Consider the following 20664-nt stretch of genomic DNA (forward strand, 5'->3'; position numbering starts at 1 on the left):
CGTCGGCCGCGACCCCGGTCGGCACGACGCGCCCCAAAAACAGGGGCGATTTCGCGGCGATGCTTAACAGATCCACACCCGATTGGAAAGACGCGGCGCGCGCCGTGCACGCCGCGCTCCGTGTCAATCGCAGCGAATTTCGAGCACGTCGTTCGTGGTGTCCACGTCGTTCGGCACCGTCACGGTCACGGTGAACTTGGGCTCCTCGTAATACGAAAAATCCGCGCCCGTCGTGAACGTATACTGGTACGTCCCCCCGTATGCCAGGAATGGAACGTTCGCGGACTCCTCCACGAGAATGCCCGCGCCGACGCGATGCATGACGTCCACGACGCCCCCCGCGAAGATGCCGCCCGCGCTGGTGATCTCGACGGCCACCGGGGTCGCCGAGTTCGCGGCGCACACATCCGCCGGCACGATCACGGCGGTGGGCGCGAGGTCGGTTTGCGGCGTCGAGATCGACACGTCGTCGAACGCGAACCCGTCGTACGTCACCGAACCTTCCGAACCGAAAACGACACGCATCTGCACGAGCGGATCGCGCAAATCTCCGAGGGTGTGCGTCGCGAGCGCCCACTCGCCGGCCGAGCCGGTCCAGCAGACCTGCGGCCCCTGCGTGAGGCCGTTGCAGGTGTTGTCGGTGTACCAGTTCACGCCCGTGCCGACATCGCCGACGGTCACCCAATTGAGACCCTGATCGACGGTGTAATCGACGCGCGCGCCATCGTAGCTGGTCTCGGCGTCCACGCGCCGCGCGAGGGAGAGGATGGGGTCCTCGTCGTCCACCGCTCCGAATGCGGAGAAGTCCAGGCACGGCGACACGACAAATCCGAACTCGTTGTTGCGATACGCGGCGTCGAGGTCGGTGGTCCACACCTTCGAACCGCTCCACGCGGTGTTGATGACGCTGCCCGCCGGTGCACCCCATTCGAAGCTGGTGTTACCCATCGCAACCCAGCCGTTGAACGCGCCCTCGAAGTCCTCGAAGTACGGGAAGTCCGAAACGGTGCCCTGGTTGATGACGCGATCCGATCCCCGCGCGACAAACTCGTAGCCCGTGCCGGCGCCCGCCGCCTCGACGGCAATGATCTTGATGCCCTGGGACGTCAGGTCGGCGCCCACGGCGAAGTCGTGGACCAGCGTGTCGCCCGACTCGAGGGGATCGCCGCTCGCGTCCACCACCTCGGAAACCGCGGGCTCGCCGTTGACGCTGTAGGTCAGCGCGACCTCGGTGAGCGGCGCGGGCAGATGCGCGAACGAGATTTCGACCGTGATGACTTCCTCGTCGTCGTATGCGCACGAGAAGTCGTTGCCGCCGACATCCACGGTCTCAACGGCGACGCTCGCGGCCTCGACCGACGAAATGGAAACCGAGTCCACGCCGAAGCCCTCGTAGGTGACCGACGAATCGCTCGCGAATCGCCAGAGAAGCTGAACGGATGGCTGCCCCGCCGCGCCCGTCAGCGTGTTCGACGCACGCACCCACCCGGGGCTGTTCCCGTCCCACCATTGATTGACGCCGTCGTTATACCAGTTCTGTCCGGTGCCCGACGCGCCGACGCGCGACCACGTGCCGCCCTGATCGAACGAGATGTCGACGTAGCCCTCGTCGCAACACGACTCGGTGTTGTAGATCAGATCGAAGGCGAGCGTGGGATCCTGCGAGATTCCCGAGAAATCGAACTCCGGCGGCACCAGCCACGACGACTCGCTGTTGTTGTACGCGCCGTCGAGATTCGTCACCCAGGCGTTCGGCGACGTCGGCGCGGAAGAAATGAACGTCGCCGCCGGCGCTCCCCACTCCCACGAATTCGGCGTGCCGACCCCATACCAACCCCCGTTGCCGGTATCGAAATTCTCGACGTAGAAGAACTCGCCGCCGCACGAGTAGCCGTCGGGGAAGACGGCATCGTCGGTGTCGTCGCAGTCGTTGCCGCCGTCGACCTCGCCGTCGTCGCCCTGCGCGTCGTCCCACCCCGCGCAGGCGGCGAAGCCGTCGCCATCGCGGTCGGTTTCGGTGACGGGGACGTCGCCGAGGCAGGCGTTGTCGTTGCCGTCGCACCGCTCCGGCGCGCCGGGAAAACTCATCGGGTCGGTATCGTCGCAATCGCCGCCCGCGATGACGTCGGGGTCCGCGCGAAACCCGGTCCATCCGATACACTCCACGAACCCGTCGCCGTCGCTGTCGGTTTCATTCGCGGGAACGCCGCCGGAGCACGCGTCGTCCGCGCCGTTGCACATCTCGACATTGCCGGGGAATCGTCCGGCATCTTGGTCGTCGCAATCAGGGCCGGTGAGGGTTTCGTAGGCGTCGCATCCCGCATACGCGCCGTCTTCGTCGGCGTCGAGGCAGGAGTCGCAGGACACCCAGTTGTCGGGGTCTTCGTCGTTGCAGTCGGTGCCGGCCGGGCAGTTTTCCCCGCGAGTGTCGCCGTCCTCGTCCACGCACGGCGGCTGCGTGTCGTCGTCCGCCGTATCGTCGTCGGGCTGCGTGTCGTCGTCCGGACCGGTGTCGTCGTCGGTCAGATCATCGTCGTCCGCATCGTCGTTTCCGTCGTCGTCGGCCGGGGTATCGTCATCCGAACCGGAATCATCGTCGTCACCCCCGCCGCCGCACGCGACAACGAGCACCATCAACATACCGATCCCCGCGAACGTCCACGCCTTGGCCATCACGCAACCCCCGGAAAATCCACATCGAGATCAATTGTCCCGATCACAACAGGAAATCGCGCGAAAGTCCACAAAAAACGAAAGCCCGGCCGAAACCGGGCTGCTCGCGAAATCGATTACAGGGTTGGGATCAGAAGTCGTCGTCGAAGTCGTCGAAGTCGTCGAACTCCTCGTCGAAGTCCTCTTCTCCTCCGCCGGAAACGCCGCCGCCCAGGGTGGTGGAGTACATCGTCTCGGCCAGCTTGTGCGAGGCCTTGTTGAGTTCCTCGATCGCGTTGCGAATCGCGCGCATGTCCTCGCCCTTGAGGGCTTCCTTGAGTTCGGCGATCGCGTTTTCAATCTGATCCATCTCCTGATCCGACAACCGCTCGGCGTACTCGCGCATCGACTTTTCGGAGGTATAGATCAGGCCGTCGGCGTTGTTCTTGAGTTCGGCCAATTCGCGCCGCTTGATGTCGTCCTCGCGGTGCGACTCGGCCTCGCGGACCATGCGGTCGATCTCGGCCTCGGTGAGTCCCGATCCGCCGGTGACCTGAATCGACTGCTTCTTGCCGGTGCCGAGGTCCTTGGCGGACACGTGCACGATGCCGTTGGCGTCGATGTCGAAAGTGACCTCGATCTGGGGCACGCCGCGCGGAGCGGGCGGAATTCCGACGAGTTCGAATCGACCGAGGCTGCGGTTGTCCGTGGCCATTTCGCGCTCGCCCTGCAGAACATGCACGGTGACCGCGGGCTGGTTGTCGGCCGCCGTCGAAAAGACCTGGCTCTTCTTGGTCGGGATGGTGGTGTTCTTTTCGATGATGCGCGTGAAGACGCCGCCCAGCGTTTCGATGCCGAGGGAGAGCGGGGTCACGTCGAGCAGCAGAACGTCCTTGACCTCGCCGCGCAGCACCGCGCCCTGAATCGCCGCGCCGACCGCGACGACCTCGTCGGGGTTGATGCCGATATAAGGCTCTTTGTTGAAGATCTGGCGCACCTTGCGCTGCACCGCGGGCATGCGGGTCATGCCGCCGACGAGGATGATGCGGTCGATCTGGTCGGACGGCACGCCGCCGTCCCGGATCGCCGTCTTGCACGGGTTCTCGATCCGGTCGATCAGGTCGGAGACGAGGTCTTCGAGCTGGTCGCGGGTCAGGCGAATGTTGAGGTGCTTCGGGCCCGTTTGGTCGGCCGTGATGAACGGCAGATTCACGTCGGTCTGCATGACCGAGGACAGTTCGTGCTTGGCCTTCTCGGAGGCTTCCTTGAGGCGCTGCAACGCCATCTTGTCCGACGTGAGATCGATGTTGCTGTCGGCCTTGAACTGGCGCACGAGGTATTGGATGATTCGCGCGTCGAAGTCTTCGCCGCCCAGGAACGTGTCGCCGTTCGTGCTCTTCACCTCGAACACGCCGTCGTTGATCTCGAGCACCGAGATGTCGAAGGTGCCGCCGCCCAGGTCGAATACGGCGATCTTTTCCTCGCCTTTTTTATCGAGGCCGTAAGCCAGCGACGCAGCGGTCGGCTCGTTGATGATGCGCAGCACGTTGAGACCGGCGATCGCGCCGGCGTCCTTGGTGGCCTGACGCTGGGCGTCGTCGAAATACGCGGGAACCGTGATGACGGCGTCCGTGACTTCCTCACCGAGATAGTCCTCGGCGGTCTGCTTCATCTTCTCCAGGATCATCGCGGAGATCTGCGCCGGGCTGTAGGCGCGGCCCTGCACCTGGACCCACGCGTCGCCGTTGTCGGCCGCCACGATCTTGTAAGGCACCATTTTGCGCGCCTTCTGGATCTCGGGGCTCGCGAATTTCCGACCGATGAGGCGTTTGACCGCGAATACCGTGTTCTCCGGATTGGTGATCGCCTGTCGTTTCGCCACCTGACCGACCGGACGCTCACCGTTCTCGGTAAACGCCACCATCGAAGGGGTGGTGCGCGATCCCTCGGAGTTGGCGATGACGATCGGCTCTCCGGCCTCCATCAATGCCACGCACGAATTCGTGGTTCCCAGGTCAATCCCGATGGCCTTGCTCATGGAACCCCTCTCCTCAGCTGATCTCCAGAACCAGTTTCAAATCCGGCCCGGTGCGACCGGTGTTTCATGACCCCGCGCCTTCGGACGGCTGCTGGTCGTTCGCCGCACGCCGGGTCGCGGGCTTGACCGCCACCACCACGCGCGCCGGACGCAGCAATCGTCCGTGCAGCAAATACCCGCGCTCGTACTGACTGAGCACGCGCCCGGGCTCCATTTCATCCGTCTCGAACGTCGCCATGGCGTCGTGAAACGCCGGGTCGAAGACCTCACTCTCAGCCTCGAGCCTTCGCAACCCCTTGGCGGCCAGCGTATCGAACAACTGCCGCAGAATCAGGTCGAGACCGTCGATCACGGCTTCGGTATCCTGCGTCGCCCGTGCGTGAGCCATCGCCCGCTCCACGTTGTCGATGATCGGCAGCAACGCGAGCAGAAGATTCTCATTCGAGAATCGGACGATCTCCGCCTTGTCACGTTCGATGCGTTTCTTGAAATTATTGAATTCCGCCTGAATCCGCAAGAGACGTTCGTGCAGCTCGTCGATCTTCGTCTGTTTTTCTTCGACTGCCTTGGGATCGACGGCCTCGCCCTTTTGCGCCTTGTCCATCAGGACCGTGCGCAGGAACTCCGCCTCTTTTTCCAGATCCTGTTCCTGGCGGAGCAATTCGGCCAGCGCGTCGAGGTCCTCGGTGGTCTTCGAAACGGGGCCCGCGGGGATCTCGGGATGCTCGCGACCACCCTTGGCCGGTTTGGCGCCGGGTTGCGCGCCCCCCGCGCCGCCCAGGTATTTCAACAGATCGTCCAGATCGCCCGCACCCCGGGTTTCGATCTCGACCTCGGCTTCGACTTCGCGCTTCACCTTGGGTTTGGCTTTTTTCTCACGACTGGACTGCTGGATCGACTCGACGGCCTTCAACGCCTCCTCGAAGGCGGAGAGCGGCACGCCCGAGATCAGTCCCTCGTCGTCCTTTTTCTTCGTTTCGTCGGTCACCCGGGCAACCCGTCCGGATCCGCCGCCGCGTGTAACTTCGCGCGGGAGTTGTCTCTCCCACGAAAGACCTTGCGCGACGACATCATCCGCAAGAGGATTTTTCGACCCACCCTGCACATGTCCTTAACGGCCTCTCGGGAGGCCGTCAAGTTAACTCGCCAGAACTCTTATGTTTTTATGTCACAACCGACCGGCGTTTCCAAGAGTCGTTTGAAAGCCCGTTCAATTTTTGCGGTTCCGATCACGATGGGAACCGGCGGCTCGCCTCACGCGCACGGCTCGCCTCGGTCATGCGCACATGCCGCCGCCGTCATCATCGTCATCCCCCGACGAGCCCCCATTCGACTCTCCACCGCCGCCCGGCCAATTCGGTCCGGCGTCGTCATCGTCGTCGTCCCCCTCGTCGTCGTCCGGGAACCACCCGCCGTCGTCATCATCCGGGAACCAAGTGTCGTCGTCCGAATCGTCGTCGGTGTCGTCGTCGTCCGCATCGTCGTCTGAGTCGTCGTCGACATCGTCATCCGCGTCGTCGTCCATGTCATCGTCCGTGTCGTCATCCGACGGGATGGTCGTGGTCGTGGTGGCCGGCGTCGTGGTCGTGGTGGTGGTCGTGGTCGGGATGTCGTCCGTGATCTGGAGCGCCCACGACCCGAGCGTGCCCGTGTCGACCGATGCGTCGTCGCAGATGGTCATCGTCCACGTGCCGAGCGAAGAGTCGCCGATGTAGTTGTCGAGACCCAGCGCGGAGGGATTGCCGTCGTCCCAAGTTTGAAAACGGCGGTTGGCGTAAGAAGCGTTGGAATCGTTGAGCCCGTTGTCGGGAAATCCCGCCGCGTCTTCGTCAAAGGTCCCGTAGATGTTGTTCGCTCCGTCCCCGGGGGTGCCGCCGAGCGTGTGATCGAGAAACAGCGTGATCGTCTCACTCGCCGGCGACGTAAGCTGGATCCACAGGTCTCCGCGATACGAGTGCGTGAGGACGATGCCGAGTTCGAGTTCGGTGATCGTGTGGTCGACCGGCACGTTGATCTGGCTCGTCACGGACGACGAGCCGCAGGTGTCGTCGGGAATCGCCAGATTCGGTGTCGCTTGGTATTGGTAGAACCCGGCTTGGGCCGGAGCCATCGCGGCGAACACGATCGCCGTGATCATCACCGTCATGAAAACGAACTTGGACTGCGACATCGCCAACCACCTCGTTCGAACAAGCCGCCGCGCCCGAAACCCGGACGCTAAAGCTGAAGTTTAGCGCTTCGGGCGCGGGACGTGCAATCGGCCCGCCGCGCTATTGTTCGCGCCGCACCTTTCACGCTACAAATACCCCATACGGGAGCCCGCATTGGAAATTGCCGCGCTGACGGACGTACTCGCCGGAGTCGAGGGAGCACCGCCCGAGGGGGTTTCACTCACGCGACTTGCGGGCGACGGGTCCGACCGCCGTTACTGGCGCGCCAATTATTTCGTCGGCGCGTCGCCTCGCCGCGTCGTCGTCATGGACCTGGTCGGCGTCAAGAACATCGTGAAGAGCGAGGAGGTCACGCTCTATCACCCCGAGGGCGGCGAACTCCCGTTTCTGAATATCCACCGATTCCTCACGTCCATCGGCGTCCCGATTCCGCGCGCGCTGGCCGAGGATGTTGACGCGGGATACGTGATCCTCGAGGACCTCGGCGACGAACTGCTGCTCGCCGCGTCGGTCGATGCCGCGCGGCGCGATGCGCTCTACGAACGCGCGATCGATATTCTCGTCACGCTACACGTCGAGGGAACGCGCCGCCTCACGGATAATTGCCTCGCGTCGAAGCAGGCCTTCGAGCTGCCGCTGCTCATGTGGGAGATGCGTCATTTCACCGAATACGGCCTTGAGAAGACGCGCACGGGCGAGATCCGGCTGCCCGCCGAGGACCTGATCGTCCTGGAGTCGGTCTATCGGCGGGTTTGCGAGCGTCTGGCCGCCCTGCCCCGCGTGTTCACTCACCGCGATTACCATTCGCGCAACCTGCTGGTCGTGGGCGACGATCTGCGCGTCATCGATTTTCAGGACGCCCTGCTCGGTCCGGCCGCGTACGACCTCGCGAGCCTTCTGCGCGACAGCTACAACGAATTGCCCGAGGAGCTGATCGACCGCCTGATCGCGCGCTACCTCGACGGGCGCGAAGCCGCGGGCGACGGACCATTCGATCGAACGGATTTCCGCCGCGACTTCGACTGGCAGGCGCTGCAGCGAAACCTCAAGGCGATCGGTCGCTTCGGATTCTTCGATCTGGTCAAGGGTCGGCCGCAGTTTCTCGCGGACATCCCCCGCACATTCGGATACGTACGGCGCACGCTCGGCGCCTATGCCGACCTCGCCCCGCTGGGCGACGTGCTCGCCCGATACCGCCCCGACGCGTTTGAATGACCCCCGTGCGCGCCATGGTGTTGGCCGCCGGTCTTGGCACGCGGCTGAGGCCGATCACCGAACAGATCCCCAAGCCGCTCGCGCCCGTCATCGCCAAACCGCTCATTGAACAAGCCTTCGCAAACCTCGCCGAAGCAGGAATCAGCGAGGTCATCGTCAACACGCACCACCTGCGCGAAACCATGCGACGGTGGCTGCGCGACGGACCGATCTTCGGTCACCGCGTCACCGTTTCCGAGGAGAAAGAGACGCTGCTCGGAACGGGCGGCGGCATCAAGAAAGCGAAGTGGTTTCTCGCCAAAAGCGATCCCTTCGTGGTGCTCAATGGCGACACGCTCTCGCGGCCCGATCTGCGCGCCGCCCTCGAGTCGCATCGGGTGAGCGGCGCGCTCGCGACGCTGGTGCTCCGCGAAGATCCTCGCGCCGCGCGCTACGGAATGGTCAGCGCCGACGAGTCCGGGCGCGTCGTCGACATCGCGGGGCGCGCGGGAGCGCCGGGGCCGCGCGGCGGCGTTTTCATCGGCGCGCATGTCGTCTCGCCGGAAATCTTCGACCACATGCCCTCGTCGGATGCGTTCTGCATCGTCAATGATGTCTATGTTCCGCTCCTTCGCGCGGGAGACGAGCGCATTCGCGCGATCTTCACCACGCGGCCGTTTTTCGACCTGGGGACGGTGGAAGACTTCGCCGAAGCGCAGTTCGACCTGATGCGCGAGGGCCTGAAGGACTTTCCGCATCTGTACTCCGGCTTGGTGCAAAAAAAACGGCACGTCTACGTCGCGGCGTCCGTAAAGATCTCGCGTTCCGCCGCGGTGGTGGGTCCGGCCGCGATCTGCGCGGGCGTGAACATCGGCGAGAACGCGCAGATCGGTCCCAACGCGGTCATCGGCGCGGGCGTGACGATCGGCGACGGCGCGCGCGTGACGAGATCCATCATCTGGCCGGGCGCGCGCGTCAATACGGACGAAACCCTGGCAAACGTCGTGCGCATGCCGACGCTCGACGCCACCATTCCGCGCACGCGCGAACCGCTCTTCAACGGGTGACCTCGTGACGCACGAACGCAATGCGTGGTTCCGTCTCTGGACGCTCGATCCTGAGGTCATTCACCTGAACCATGGATCGTTCGGTGCGACACCACTCGTCGTACAAGAACGCCAATCGGAGTTTCGCGCGCGGCTCGAACGCGACCCGATGAGGTTTTTCCTTCGGGAATACGAGAGCTTCATTGAAGAGTCCCGCGCGGCACTCGCCGCGTTCGTGAACGCCGACCCCGATGGCCTCGCCTTTGTCGATAACGCCACGAGCGCGGTGAATGCCGTGCTGCGGTCGCTCCAATTCGGACCCGGCGACGAGATCGTCATCACGAACCACGGCTACAACGCGTGCAACAACGCGGCGCGATACGTCGCCGATCGCGCCGGGGCGCGGGTGGTCGTCGCCGACGTGCCGTTTCCGGTCGCGAGCGAGGACGCGGTGTTCGAGTCGATCGTCGCCGCCGTCACGCCGCGCACGCGTATCGCCGTCATCGACCACGTGACGAGCCCGACCGCTCTCATCTTCCCGATCGAGCGCCTCGTGCGCGAGCTCGACCGGCGCGGCGTGGATACGCTGGTGGACGGCGCGCATGCGCTGGGCATGTTGCCGCTCGACCTCGATCGCCTCGGCGCGGCGTACTACACCGCGAACGCCCACAAGTGGCTGTGCACGCCCAAGGGCGCGGCGTTCCTGCATGTTCGCGCGGATCGCCGCGATCGCGTGCGGCCCCTGGTCATCAGCCACGGCGCGAACGCACCGGTTCGCGACCGATCACGACTGTGCGTGGAGTTCGACTGGACCGGCACGCGGGACCCGAGCGCGTGGCTGGCGATTCCGGCATGCGTCGCGTTTCTCGAATCGCTCATGGTTGGAGGAATCGCGGCGTTGATGCGGCGCAATCACGACATGGCGGTCCGTGCCCGCAACCGACTCGCAGCCGCGCTCGGTGTTGCACCTCCCTGCCCGATTTCCATGCTCGGCTCGATGGCCGCCCTGCCGCTTCCACCCGGCATTGCGCCCGCCGCTGAACCCGATGCCGCGATCGACCCTTTGCAGGATCTGCTCGAGCGCGAGCATCGGATCACGGTACCGATCATCGCGTGGCCCGGGATCGGGCGGCTCGTCCGCGTGTCGATGCACGTCTACAACGACCAATCGGACATCGATGCACTCGCGGACGCGCTCTCGGCGCGCGTTGGTCGGTCTTAGATTCGGCTTGCGCTCGCGGCCGATGTGCGAAAAACTGCGCCTTGCCGCGTCTTGCGGCATATTCGTCGTTCATCGACGCGGGGAGATGTCGTCGTGCGTTCATTCTTTGTGATTTTGTTTGCGTTGGTCTCGCTCATCGCGGTCGCGAACGCCGGCGCACAGGAGTGCGGCGTACCCGAGGCTTCAACTTGGCGGAACGACGTTTTCGCTGATTTCACCGTGACGCCGGGTGCGATCCGCGACGCGGTGGTCCGTGCCGATGCCGCGCGAGCCTCCGGCAACGTGAAATCGGTCATCACCAGCACGCACATCGAACTCGCCGATTTCGACGCGCGCTCGTGGCGGCGCGTGCGCGGGATGGACGGTCGCGATGCGTGGCAGGTTGTGATCCAAAGCGAGGGCGCGACGTTCCTGCGAGCGCACTTCACCGCTTACGATTTCGAGGACGGCGCGGTCGTTGTGTACGCGCCCGAAGACACGGCGGTGACGTCCGTCGTCGATCGGCGCCGCTTGCCGGATGGCGAGGGACTATGGAGCCCGATCGTCGAAGGCGACACGATGGTGATCGAGGTGCGGGCATCGGCCGATGAATTGCCGAGTCTCGTCGTCGATCGCCTCAGCCACGGTCTGCCGGGCGCGTTCGTGCGTACGAAGGAACAACGCTGCCACGTGGACGTGAACTGCGATGCGGCGTGGTCCGAACGCAAATCCGGCGTCGGCCTTATGCAGTTCGAGGTCTTCGGGTTCGGGTCCGGGTGCACGGGGAGCCTGATCGCCGACATGCCTGAAACGGGCCGCCCGTGGTTCCTTTCCGCGAACCACTGCCTGTCCGATCAGAGCACCGCCGACACGCTCGTCGTGTTTTGGAACTACGAAACCGACGCGTGCAATGGCACCGTGCCGTCGCTCGCGGGACTGCCGCAAAGCGCCGGGGCCGAGTACGTCGCGGGCAACGCTTTGAGCGACTTCACGCTGCTCTCGCTCGCGCAGGACCCACCGGCGGGGACCTATCACCTGCCGCTCTCGCTCGATCCGCTCGCGGGCGGCGAGGCGATCACGGTCGTTCATCATCCGGATCTCACGCACAAGCGCATCACGTACGGCAATCAACTCGGGGACGCGGGCACGCATTGGACGGTGAAGTACTACGAGGGATCGACCGAAGGCGGTTCGTCGGGCTCGCCGCTGTTCAACGCGCAAAACGAGATCGTCGGACAGCTCACCGGCGGCGGCGCGGCGTGCTCGCGCATGTTCCTGACCGACCGTTTCGGCAAGGTCTCGATGTCGTGGGATCGCGGCCTGTCGGACTACCTTTCCACGATTCCCACGGGATACACGACGACCACGACCACCGTTCCGCCGGGCGATGACGACGACGACTGGTTCCCGGACGACGACACGGGTGATGACGACGTGTCCGATGACGACGCATCGGAGGACAACGACGGCGACTCGGGCGATGATGACGACGACGACGGGTGCGGCTGCTGAACCGTTCCCGCGCTAATCGCAGTCGATGAAGTAGAGAATCGGCGACGACCCTTCCGAGGCGTGAAAGTACCCGCCCGTCGCGGGATCGTAGGCGATCGACTCGCCCTGCAGCTCGATCGCGGCCGGGACCGCCGTACGCGACTCGGTCAGGATGTCCTCGAAAACGCCTCCCTCCGGCACGCGCCATTCGAGCGCCGACACATAGGTGCGCAGCAGCACCCGGTTGCCGTTGCGATGGATGTCCGCGCCGGTCACGAGCGCGAGCGCCGTGCCCGTGTCGAGGTCGCCCAGATAGTCCGGCTGCACCGGATCCACGTCGTCCCACACGGGAAACGCGAATACCTCGGATGTGCCGCCAAGCTTCGAGAACAGGTAAATCGTCTCGTCGGGGTGAACCGCGATCGCCTCGGCGTCGCGCGGCCCGTCGGCGTACGTGAACGCCATGTGCTCCCAGTCGCCGAGGGCCAAGTCGGCGAACGGCACGGCCGCGTCGATCTCCGGCTCCACGACGCGGTAGATTCCCGCGTCGGTGCGACTCGCGCCGTTGTCGCCGATGTCGGCCAGATACAGGCACTCGTCAGCGCCGCACGGCCCGACCGCCATGTCCTCCCAGTCCGAAGCCGTCGCGCCCGTCAGCGCCACGCGCCCGAGCGTCTCGCCGGCGAGCGTCATCGCGTACGCGTAAGGGCCGTCGCCCGAATCGTTGTGCGCCCAGAGCACACCCAGGTTCTTCGCGCTGATCGCGAGGCCCGAGGTCTCCGAAATATCCGGATGCTCCAGGTTCCCGACGTTGACGGGATTCGCGTAATCCGCGCACGCGGGCCAGTCGTCGTCGCCCGTGTCGTCGTCGGTCGTGTCGTCGTCGGTCGTGTCATCATCGGACGTGTCGTCATCGGCGGAATCGTCATCGCCGCTGTTGTCGTCGGCATCATCGTCCGTCACGTCGTCGTCCGTGGCATCATCGTCGCCCGAGACATCGTCGTCGCCGCTTCCGTCGTCAAACGTGCCGGTCACGTCGTCATCGTCGTCGTCGCCGCAACCCGGCAGCGCGAGCGCCAGCACGAGCATCGTTCCCCACGTCCACCATGCGGTCGCCGACATACCTACTCCTTCGATCGTTGCGTCGATTATCGGCGGAATTGACCGCTGACTGAATATCAGGGCGAGCAGGTCGCGAAATTTGCGCCGCGACGTGAAAACGGACGCCCTTGCGGCATGAACGCGAAATCGCGAGACTCCGCGAACGCGCCGTCGGGTCGGCGTGGGAGATGAGAATGAACCAACCGGACGACGACCACCGCGAAACGCCCGCCGAAGAGGTGGCGAACGCGCTGACGCACGGCTTGGGCGCGCTGCTGGCGGCGGCGGCGCTGGCGGTGCTGGTCACGCTCGCGGCGATTCGCGGCGACGCGTGGCGCGTCGTGAGCTTCGCCATCTACGGCGCGTCGCTGGTCATCCTCTACCTCGCCTCGACGCTGCTGCACGCGGTTCGCCATCCGAACTGGGAAAAGATCCTGCACCATCTGGACTACTCGGCGATCTTTCTTCTCATTGCGGGCACCTACACGCCGTACATGCTGGTGAACCTGCGCGGGCCGTGGGGCTGGACGCTCTTCGGCATCGCGTGGGGGATCGCCGCGATTGGCATCGTGTTGCGCCTGACGCTCGGCCACCGCTACCGCCGCGTCTATCTCGCCATGTATCTGGGCATGGGGTGGATGATGATCGTCGCCATCAAACCGCTCATGGCGAAGCTCGAACCGATGGGGCTCGTCTGGATCGCCATTGGCGGGCTGTTTTACACGGTCGGTGTCGTGTTCTATCTGTGGCGCCGCCTGCCGTACAACCACATGATCTGGCACCTGTTCGTGCTCGGCGGCAGCATCAGCCACTTTTTCGGGATTCTGTTTTACGTGCTGCCCATGCCGGCCGCGTAAACGCCGCCGTCCTCCACCCCGTCTTGTGCGCCCGCGTTCGGCGGCGCAAAATCCCACGTACAACACAACCGGAGCGGCCGATGAAGTATTGGCTCATCAAAACGGAGCCGGGCTCGTATTCGTGGGAGCAGTTCGTCCGCGACCAACGCACCTTCTGGAATGGCGTGCGCAATTACCAGGCCCGGATCAACCTGCGTGCGATGGCCGTGGGCGATCTGTGCCTGTTCTACCATTCCGTGTCCGACAAGGCGGTGATGGGCTTGGCACGCGTGGTGCGCGAGGCGTATCCCGATCACACGGCTGATGACGGCGAGTGGGTCATGGTCGATGTCGAGCCGGTTCGCGCGCTCGGCTTGCCCGTGACCATCGACATGGTGAAAGCCCGGCCCGATCTGGCCGACATGGTGTTGGTGAAGAACTCGCGGCTCTCGGTGCAGCCGGTGACGAAGGCGCAGTTCGACGCGGTCGTGAAGATGGGCGGCAAGGCGAAGTGATTCGCGCGAAAGGCGGGGAGTACGATGAACGGAACCACGAAACGGGGCTGGATTGTCGCGATCACGCTCATCCTCGCGGCCGCCGGTTGCGGATTTTCGGACGACGACGATTCGACCGACTCGACCACACCCGACGACGATTCTGGGGATGACGACACAGCGGACGACGACGATGCGTCGGGCGACGAAGACATGTGGGCTCCGCTGCCCGACGACGATGCGGCCGATGTGCCGAGCGACTATCCGGAGCCGTACGACCCCGCCGCGCGCGGGCCGTATCAGGTCGGCGTGCGCACCTACGTCTTCGTGGACGACAGTCGCTGGCAGGACTCGCCCGCGGGCGGGCGGCGCGTGCTGACCGAGGTGTGGTATCCCGCCTTCGATTCGGCGGCGGACTGGCCGCGCGACATCCCTCGCACGTTCTTCAATGGCTGGGACGACGTCATCTTCAGCGTCTTCAAAGCCATCGGCGTACCGCAAACAGAGATCGACAACTTCGATGCGCCGCGCGACGTGGCTCGCGACGCGCCGCTCTACCCGTGGGGCGGGCCGATTCCGCTCGTCCTGCTCTCGCACGGCTTCGCGGGGGTTCGCTTTCAGGATTTCACGCTGTGCGAATACCTGGCGAGTCACGGGTACATCGTCGTCGCGCCGGATCACACGAAGAACGCGTTCGTCACGGCGTTTCCCGAAGGTCCGGTGATCTTCAATCCGCTCGCCACGCCGTGGTCGTACGCGCATCGACTCAAGGATCTGTCGTTTCTCATCGACGTGTTCACCGACCTGAACGCCGCCGACCCGGAAGCGTTCTGGAACGGTCGCATCGACCTCGCCCGCGTCGGCGCGATCGGCCATTCGTTCGGCGGCACCACGGTGTTGCAGGAGACCAAGCGCGACGGGCGCATCGGCGCGGCGGTGGACATGGCGTCGTTCATGTTTCCGTTTCTGCCGGACGGCTTCGACACGCCGCTGATGTTCATGATCGGCGCTGAAGACCACAGCATGGGTGACACGGAGCCGCTGATCCGCGTGAACTTCGCTCAATCGCCCGCGCCCAAGTACTTCCTGGAGTTCTACGACGGCGGCCACTATACCTTCACCGACGCGTGCATCCTGTCGCCGACGCTGTTCGGCGAGGGGGACGGCTGCGGCTACGAGCGGCGCGGCGACACCAACGAGCCGTTTCACTTCATCGAGCACGATCTCGCGTTCGAGATCATCAACGGCTACATCACCGCGTTTTTCGGTTTGCACCTGAAGGGGCAGGACGGCATGCGCGCTTTCCTCGGCGAGAACCACTACCCGGACGAGATCGATTACGCGTTCTTCGAGTGACCTGCGGACTCACGACGACGACGACGAGAACGTCTTTGCCCTGAACGAACTGGTGATGACCGTGATGGAACTGGCCGGCATCATGAGCGCCGCGATGAGCGGATTGAGAACGCCGGTCACGGCCAGCGTGACGCCGAGCAGGTTGTAGGCGAGAGAAAACGCGAGATTGCGACGAATGACCCCGACGGTTTTGCGCGAGCCCTCGACGAGCGCGACGATCGGTTCGATCCCCTCGCGCGTGAGAAAAACATCCGCCGCCGCGAGGCCCGCCTCCGCGCCGCCGTGAACGGCAACGCCCACCGACGCGGCGGAGAGCGCGACCGCGTCGTTGACGCCGTCGCCGACCATCACCACCGTTCCCGCCTCGCGCGACTCCTCAACGCGGTGAAGCTTGTCTTCGGGGCTCGCGCCGCCGATCAGCATTTCAGGCACAACTTCGAGCCGACGCCCGACCGCGTTCACAATCTGCGGGTGATCGCCCGAGAGGAGCCCCACGCGCCAGCCGCGCGCGCGAAGCTGCACGATCGTTCGCGCCGCGTCGTCGCGCAGCGGATCGCCGAATCCCATCACCGCCGCGAGCCGACCGCCATGCGCGACATGCACTGGCGTGTGCGCCGCGTCGAGTTCCCGCGCCGTCGCCTCGCGCGCCCAGTCGGGGACCGTGTTCACGAGCTTCGCGATGAAATCAGGCGAACCGACCGCGATACGCACCCCGCCGACGACGCCTTCGATGCCGCCACCGATCGTCTGACGCGCGGGTTCGTCCAGCGAAACGCCTTCACCGAACGCGGCGACGCACGCCCGCGCCACGGGATGCGTGGACTGGGCTTCGAGCGCGCCGACGAACGGCTTCACCGATTCGTCGCCCGCGAAACCGACGAGCTCCGTTCGTCCGCGCGTCACGGTGCCGGTCTTGTCGAGCCAGAGCGTGCCCGGATGCGCGAGTTGCTCGATGGCGTCTCCGCCCTTGACGAGGATGCCGATGCGCGCGGCCTTGCCGATTGCGGCGGAGACGGCGAGTGGCGTGGCGAGACCGAGCGCGCACGGGCACGTGACGATGAGCAGCGCCATCGTGTGCTCGATCGCGAGATCGAGATCGACGAACGACCACCCGATAAACGTGATCGTCGCGATGGAAAGAATCGCCGCGACGAACCATCCCGAGATGCGGTCGGCCATGCGCACGATCGGCGCGCGCCGCCGGGCGTGCTCCTCCACGAGCGCCATGAGTCGCCCCACGCGCGTATTCTCGCCCGTGGATTCGACACGCACGACGATGCGCGACGCGAGATTGGTGATGCCCGAGTGGACGCGATCCGCCTCGCGCACGCTGACGGGTCGCGACTCGCCGGTGAGCAGTGAGAGGTCGAGCTCTGATCGGCCCTCCTCGACCATTCCGTCGGCGGCGATGGTTTCGCCCGCTCGCACCTCGATCAGATCGCCCGCTTTCAGGGCTTCGAGCGGTACGACGGTGACGACGCCGTCCTCGATCCGTCGCGCACTCGTGGGCGCGAGCGAAAACAGCAGTTCCGCCGCGTCGGCGGCCTGCCGCTGCTGGCGTGTTTGCAACCAGCGCCCGACGAGCAGCAGGAAGATCAGCACCGTGACCGAATCGAAATACACCTCGCCCACGCCGCGCACCGTGTTGAGCGCGCCGCCGAAGAACCCGGCCGCAAGCCCGATGGCGATGGGAAGATCCATGTGCAACGTGCGCGTGCGCAGCGCCGCCCACGCGCCCGTGAAAAACACGGACCCCGACCAGAGGACGGCCGGAATCGTCAGGCCGAGGCTCGTCCATCGAAAGAGCGATTTCAGCTCGGGGTCCATGTCCGAAAACATCGCGCCGTAAAGCGCGAACGCGATGAACATGACATTGCCCGCCGCCGCAGCAGCGACGCCGATACGCACGAGCATCGCGCGGTCTTCGCGACGGCGAATCTCGCGAACCTTCACGCCGCGAAACGGGTGTGCCGGGTAGCCGAGCGAATCGAGAAACCGGGCGATCTCGGAGAGCTTCTGTTTTGCGGGATCCCAGACGACGCGCGCGAGCGACTTGCCGAAATCGAGCCGCGCCTCGACGACGCCGGGAATTGCGACCGGGACTTTTTCGACCAGCCACACGCACGCCGCGCAGTGCACGCCCTCGAGATAGAGTTCGATGATGCGCAGCCCGGCGTCGAGGTCGCGGGCGTAAAGATTCTGAAACGCCGGATCGTCGAACTCCTCGAAGCCCCGACCCGTGACCTTGGCGGTCTTCGGACGGCCGGTCTGCGTGTCGACGAAATCGTAATAACGATCGAGGCCGTGATCGTGCAGGACCGCGTACACGGTGCGGCAGCCGTTGCAGCAGAATTGTCGCTCGGCGCCCGGCTCCACCAGCGCGGGCGGCACCGGCAGACCGCAGTGCGTGCAGTCGATGATCGCAGCGTCGCTCACGGGGCGAATCATAGGCTTTCGCGACTCCATGGGAAGGGTTGCCGGGATCGAGACGTCGATCCTGAAGATGTGAGCGTGACAACTCATTTGTCCGGTGGGATAATTGGTCCATTGCATTCGGAGGAACGGCCATGCGCGGGTGGTATTGTTCGTCCTGTGTCGCATTTTCCATTGTTCTATTCACCCTCATTTCCGGTTGCTCCGAAGACGATTCGGGCGACGACGATTCGGATGCGGAAGCCGCCGCGTCGGACGACGACGTCCTCGACGAAGATGACGACGCCGACGATGACGCCGGAGACGACGACTTGACCGACGACGACGCGGAACCGTACCGCGGCTGGATGCGCCCATGCGACATCGACGGCGAACCCGGCGGTGAGTTCGCCGTCGTCGAGTCCTATCCCGACGACACGAACGCTCCCTATCGATTGCACGTCGTGCGACCGGACGGAACCGAGGTGGGATCGTTTGACGTCGAGCATCGCAATTCGACTTACACTTATATCGACGTCGACCTGGCGAATCTCGACAACGACGCGCAGTGCGAAATCGTCGTTCGGGTGGCGTATCAAGACATCGTAGCCAACACTTACGAGAACCGCGTCCGGGTGTTCGATGGCGCGAACTTCGAGGTTGCCTTCGACACCGGATTGGAATCTGAACGCATCGCGTATCTCGAAACGGGCATCGATGTGAACGGCGGCGGACTGGACCTCATCCTCTACGGATTCCCGACATGGTCGGGATCCTCGACGATCGACGTTTACGACGGCCACGCGGGCTACGAGGAACTGTGGCATCAGACCGGCTCGTGGGACAACGCGTTTCTGCTGATGGGGCGCCGTCACGAGACAGGCGCAGCGATCGAGGCGTGCGAAACGACCGAGGGACCCGCGTTCGCGCTGCTTCGGTATCCCATGTATCAGGGCGAGGCGGGCGATTGGCGCGCGATGTGGATCGATCCCGAGGGAAGCACGATCTCGACCGTCGGCCCCATTGCGGTCGATGCGGCTGAGAAAATCGACGCGGATCTGATGCCGACGACCGGAGCGGACGAGTGCGCGCTGATGGTCGCTTCGGTGGATGCGGGCGAGACGATCAGTCGGTACCGCCTTTTCGATCCGTCGGGTGACCTGCTCCACGAGGAGGCGCTCGATGTGGGCGGAACCTGGTACGGGCGCGCGGACGGCGACCTGGACGGCGACGGTGAGGCGGATATCGCCCTCCGGACGACAGACTACGACGCCACGAAAGGCGTGTGGGCGGCGCTCAGTTCGGAGAACTACGCTGCCGCGCGACCGATCGTAACATCAGCGGGGGAAGAAACGATCGAACCAGCGCTCTGGCGGACGAAACCGTGGCTTCAATCGGGAGTCGATCTCGGCGGGGGTGAACCGAATTTCTACGTGGGGCCGTTCATCGAGGCGAATCTGTTCGGCGGAAAAGTCACGTGGAAGAGCGTCGGACCCGATCTGTCACTCACCGGCCTCGATTTGACCGTCCACATGGGTGCGGCGGTCGATTTCGGCGGAGACGCACTCGCTTATTGGGCGCGCGACGGACGGCCCGTCATCGCGTTGAACGCCTGGTCGGTCTATTACACGGCGGCCAAGGGACCGGTCCCGATCGAGCACGGCCGGTGGGCGCAGTTCGACGCCGGGCAGACCTCCGCGTTCTGGCTCTCCGACGAACCGACCAGCAACTTTACGATCGGTCCCATATTCGATCTGAACGGCGATGGGGGCGCGGAGATCTTGCAACGCTACGGCGAGCAACCCCTGACCGTCTTCGAGGTCAATGATGGAATGTCGGAGGCGTGGGTCGGCGGTGAACGCGATGACGCGATCATCGGTGAGTGGTACTGACGCTCAGTGTTTCTTGCAGCACGACCCCTCTTCTCCACTCGCGGCCGCGGGGTCGGTGATCGAAATCGCCTTGGCGCTGCCCACCGTCGCTGCGCGCTCGAAGGGAATCGCCGAGCGGTCCATCACCGAGAGCACGCCGACGACGACGAGCACGAGCGCCATCAACACGGGGACGTGACGGCGAATCGGTCCGGCGACGACCTGAACACTGATGCCAAGCGCCGCCATCCACGGCAGCGTGCCGAGCCAGAACGCGGCCATGACCGCCATGCCCGCGTACGAATGCCCCGTGCCCGCGGCAACAATGGCGAACGCGTAGAGCCAGCCGCAGGGCAGAAACGTCGAAAACAGACCCAGGGCGAGCGCGCGGATCGCCGGAGGTTTTCCACGCAGTTCGCCGTACACCTTCGACGCGGCGCGCGTGACGAAGGCCGGAGCCGGCACGCGCGGCAGTTTCGCGCCGAGGGCCTGCGCGAGCGCGTAACCGCCCCAAACAATCATCAGCGTGCCCGCCACGATGCCCGCGACACGCGCGTATCCCGCGCGAGACCCCGCGAGATCGATGACCGAACCGAATGCCCCCGCCGCCGCACCCAGCACCACGTAAGTGAAAAGGCGCCCGCCGTTATACGCGACATGGCTCGCGAAACGCCTCAGACCCACGCTGGCGTCGCTGCCCGCGTAAAACGTCACGAGCCCGCCGCACATGCCCACGCAGTGCAGACTGCCCACGAGACTCGCGGTGAAGACGGTCATGAGCAGAGGGGTCATCGAAATCCT

At 64.9% G+C, this 20664-nt stretch carries 15 protein-coding genes; 8 read left to right on the plus strand and 7 right to left on the minus strand.

Features of this window, described 5'->3' with window-relative positions; all coding sequences use genetic code 11:
• Positions 1–123 precede the first annotated feature (123 nt).
• The 4 genes from IT350_05550 to IT350_05565 all read right to left on the minus strand — a co-directional run bounded on the left by IT350_05550 (position 124) and on the right by IT350_05565 (position 6860).
• Complete coding sequence (locus tag IT350_05550) at positions 124–2673, minus strand: hypothetical protein (GenBank protein ID MCC6157499.1); 2550 nt, start codon at positions 2671–2673, stop codon at positions 124–126.
• 130 nt (positions 2674–2803) lie between these two features.
• Entirely contained in the window at positions 2804–4690 is a 1887-nt protein-coding gene (gene dnaK, locus IT350_05555) for a molecular chaperone DnaK (GenBank protein MCC6157500.1), read from the minus strand.
• Between the two features lie 64 nt (positions 4691–4754).
• The gene (gene grpE / locus IT350_05560; protein ID MCC6157501.1) at positions 4755–5678 is read right to left on the minus strand and encodes a nucleotide exchange factor GrpE; all 924 of its coding nucleotides are present in this window, start codon (positions 5676–5678) and stop codon (positions 4755–4757) included.
• A 288-nt stretch (positions 5679–5966) separates the two neighbouring features.
• Positions 5967–6860, minus strand: a complete 894-nt coding sequence (locus IT350_05565; protein ID MCC6157502.1) for a proprotein convertase P-domain-containing protein — start codon at positions 6858–6860, stop codon at positions 5967–5969.
• A 154-nt stretch (positions 6861–7014) separates the two neighbouring features.
• Between IT350_05565 and IT350_05570 the strand changes: the two genes are divergently transcribed.
• The 4 genes from IT350_05570 (at position 7015) to IT350_05585 (ending at position 11814) form a co-directional block, all read left to right on the plus strand.
• A complete protein-coding gene (locus tag IT350_05570; GenBank protein ID MCC6157503.1) occupies positions 7015–8076 on the plus strand; it encodes a phosphotransferase in 1062 nt (353 codons plus the stop codon).
• Positions 8073–9122, plus strand: coding sequence for an NDP-sugar synthase (locus IT350_05575; protein ID MCC6157504.1), 1050 nt, complete (start codon positions 8073–8075; stop codon positions 9120–9122). The genes IT350_05570 and IT350_05575 overlap by 4 nt, the downstream gene beginning before the upstream one ends.
• A 4-nt stretch (positions 9123–9126) precedes the next feature.
• Positions 9127–10323 (plus strand): aminotransferase class V-fold PLP-dependent enzyme, encoded by a 1197-nt coding sequence (locus IT350_05580; protein ID MCC6157505.1) that lies wholly within the window; start codon positions 9127–9129, stop codon positions 10321–10323.
• A 93-nt stretch (positions 10324–10416) separates the two neighbouring features.
• Positions 10417–11814 carry a hypothetical protein gene (locus tag IT350_05585; protein ID MCC6157506.1) on the plus strand — a complete coding sequence of 466 codons (1398 nt, stop codon included), beginning with the start codon at positions 10417–10419 and terminating at the stop codon, positions 11812–11814.
• A gap of 12 nt (positions 11815–11826) precedes the next feature.
• On the opposite strand, the gene IT350_05590 is transcribed toward IT350_05585, so the two are convergent.
• Complete coding sequence (locus IT350_05590; GenBank protein ID MCC6157507.1) at positions 11827–12915, minus strand: hypothetical protein; 1089 nt, start codon at positions 12913–12915, stop codon at positions 11827–11829.
• A 173-nt stretch (positions 12916–13088) separates the two neighbouring features.
• On the opposite strand from IT350_05590, the gene IT350_05595 reads away from it, so the two are divergent.
• The 3 genes from IT350_05595 to IT350_05605 all read left to right on the plus strand — a co-directional run bounded on the left by IT350_05595 (position 13089) and on the right by IT350_05605 (position 15580).
• Complete coding sequence (locus IT350_05595; GenBank protein ID MCC6157508.1) at positions 13089–13751, plus strand: hemolysin III family protein; 663 nt, start codon at positions 13089–13091, stop codon at positions 13749–13751.
• Between the two features lie 80 nt (positions 13752–13831).
• A complete protein-coding gene (locus IT350_05600) occupies positions 13832–14245 on the plus strand; it encodes an EVE domain-containing protein (GenBank protein ID MCC6157509.1) in 414 nt (137 codons plus the stop codon).
• A gap of 24 nt (positions 14246–14269) precedes the next feature.
• Entirely contained in the window at positions 14270–15580 is a 1311-nt protein-coding gene (locus IT350_05605; GenBank protein MCC6157510.1) for a dienelactone hydrolase family protein, read from the plus strand.
• A gap of 9 nt (positions 15581–15589) precedes the next feature.
• Here IT350_05605 and IT350_05610 read toward each other — a convergent pair whose 3' ends face one another.
• The gene (locus IT350_05610) at positions 15590–18016 is read right to left on the minus strand and encodes a heavy metal translocating P-type ATPase (protein ID MCC6157511.1); all 2427 of its coding nucleotides are present in this window, start codon (positions 18014–18016) and stop codon (positions 15590–15592) included.
• A 131-nt stretch (positions 18017–18147) separates the two neighbouring features.
• On the opposite strand from IT350_05610, the gene IT350_05615 reads away from it, so the two are divergent.
• Positions 18148–19884 (plus strand): hypothetical protein, encoded by a 1737-nt coding sequence (locus tag IT350_05615; protein MCC6157512.1) that lies wholly within the window; start codon positions 18148–18150, stop codon positions 19882–19884.
• 3 nt (positions 19885–19887) lie between these two features.
• Here the strand turns inward: IT350_05615 and IT350_05620 are convergent, their stop codons facing one another.
• Positions 19888–20655, minus strand: a complete 768-nt coding sequence (locus tag IT350_05620) for a sulfite exporter TauE/SafE family protein (GenBank protein ID MCC6157513.1) — start codon at positions 20653–20655, stop codon at positions 19888–19890.
• Between the last annotated feature and the right edge of the window lie 9 nt (positions 20656–20664).

It is taken from the genome of Deltaproteobacteria bacterium (assembly GCA_020845895.1).
In the GTDB taxonomy this organism is placed as follows: domain Bacteria; phylum Lernaellota; class Lernaellaia; order JACKCT01; family JACKCT01; genus JADLEX01.

What these genes read in the sequence shown, in the direction of transcription:
- IT350_05595 (MCC6157508.1), top strand. Translation starts at nt 13,089, where the DNA reads ATGAACCAACCGGACGACGACCACCGCGAAACGCCCGCCGAAGAGGTG.
- IT350_05615 (MCC6157512.1), top strand. Translation starts at nt 18,148, where the DNA reads ATGCGCGGGTGGTATTGTTCGTCCTGTGTCGCATTTTCCATTGTTCTA.
- IT350_05600 (MCC6157509.1), top strand. Translation starts at nt 13,832, where the DNA reads ATGAAGTATTGGCTCATCAAAACGGAGCCGGGCTCGTATTCGTGGGAG.
- IT350_05550 (MCC6157499.1), bottom strand. Translation starts at nt 2,673, where the DNA reads ATGGCCAAGGCGTGGACGTTCGCGGGGATCGGTATGTTGATGGTGCTC.
- IT350_05565 (MCC6157502.1), bottom strand. Translation starts at nt 6,860, where the DNA reads ATGTCGCAGTCCAAGTTCGTTTTCATGACGGTGATGATCACGGCGATC.
- IT350_05620 (MCC6157513.1), bottom strand. Translation starts at nt 20,655, where the DNA reads ATGACCCCTCTGCTCATGACCGTCTTCACCGCGAGTCTCGTGGGCAGT.
- IT350_05575 (MCC6157504.1), top strand. Translation starts at nt 8,073, where the DNA reads ATGACCCCCGTGCGCGCCATGGTGTTGGCCGCCGGTCTTGGCACGCGG.
- IT350_05605 (MCC6157510.1), top strand. Translation starts at nt 14,270, where the DNA reads ATGAACGGAACCACGAAACGGGGCTGGATTGTCGCGATCACGCTCATC.
- IT350_05590 (MCC6157507.1), bottom strand. Translation starts at nt 12,915, where the DNA reads ATGTCGGCGACCGCATGGTGGACGTGGGGAACGATGCTCGTGCTGGCG.
- dnaK (MCC6157500.1), bottom strand. Translation starts at nt 4,690, where the DNA reads ATGAGCAAGGCCATCGGGATTGACCTGGGAACCACGAATTCGTGCGTG.